Annotated in this window: 1 protein-coding gene; it reads right to left on the bottom strand. The window is 71.1% G+C overall.

Translation table 11 applies throughout. From position 1 onward, the window contains the following. Positions 1–202: 202 nt before the first annotated feature. Positions 203–808 carry a response regulator transcription factor gene (locus tag AOK09_RS36715; protein WP_055591488.1) on the bottom strand — a complete coding sequence of 202 codons (606 nt, stop codon included), beginning with the start codon at positions 806–808 and terminating at the stop codon, positions 203–205. Positions 809–1,130: the final 322 nt, after the last annotated feature.

The raw sequence follows: 1,130 nt of genomic DNA, 5'->3' as shown, positions 1-1,130 counted from the left end.
ATCTACACCCCAGCCTCCCGCCCCCGACCAGGGCAAGTACGTCACCGATCTCCCATGCCAGCACCACTGACCTGCAGGGATTCAGGTTGTGCAGTACTCATTGGGCTGCCGCGACCTGACCGCGCCTCACCGTGCCTCGCCCCCGCCCCGCCGCTGCCTCCGTCTTGATGGTGGGTGGGGTGGGGGTGGGGGTGTTGTTGGGTTAGAGCCATCCGGCTTTTTCTGCGATGCGGACGGCTTCCAGCCGGTTGCGGGCGCCGAGTTTGCGGGTGATGCAGGACAGGTAGTTGCGGACCGTTCCCGTGGACAGGCACAGCTGGTCGGAGATCTCGGCGTTGGAGGCGCCTTCGGCGGCGGCCGTCAGGACGTCCAGCTCACGTGGAGTCAGCGGTAACTTCACTGCGGTCATCAGCGGCCCGGCCAGTTCCGGGTCGGCGACGGTGCGGCCCTGCGCGACGCTGCGCACGACGGACAGGAACCGTTCGGGTGATGCTTCTTCGGAGACCAGGCCGACCGCTTCGGTTTCCAGGGCTCTGCGGATCGCTCCGATGTGTCGCCGGGAGAGGGTGAGCAGGGAGGGGCAGGAGGGCAGTCGCAGCCGTAGTTCCTGGACGGCGGTGAGGGCGGGTGCGCCGAGCCGGCCGGCGGCGATCACGGCGAGGTCGGGATCGGTGCGCAGCGCGGTGGGGACCAGGGTGTCCAGACAGCCGAGTTCGCCGACGACCTGGATGTCGGGTTCGGCGTTGAGGAGCCGGGTGAGGGCGGCCCTGAACAGGGGCACTTCTTCGGCGAGCAGTAGACGGATCAACGCATCGTCCCTTCTGGTATCCGCCGCGCCCCCCGGTGGGGCGCGTGCGGGGCGGGCAAGGGGTGGTTGCCCGGGGAGGCCGTGCCGGTGGCGGCTCGATCTGGTGTCTGTTGCATGACAATGGACCCCCAGTCGCTGCTGCCCCCTGGCGTCCGCATGACGCGGGCGCACGCCGTGGGGTACGAAGGCACGCAGGGCGCACGGCGGTGCGCCCGGGTCGGTCCCTACGCCCCCTGCCGGGGCCTGGGCCGGCCGCGGTTCGGTGCGGGTGTCTGCGGCCTGGGCTGCGGGCGGTCGGCCCGGCTCCGGGGTGGGCGCGGGG

It is taken from the genome of Peterkaempfera griseoplana, assembly GCF_001418575.1.
Taxonomy (GTDB): domain Bacteria; phylum Actinomycetota; class Actinomycetes; order Streptomycetales; family Streptomycetaceae; genus Peterkaempfera; species Peterkaempfera griseoplana.
Note: the sequence above shows the minus strand (reverse complement) of the source record. Positions and strands in the feature narration are given on the sequence as shown.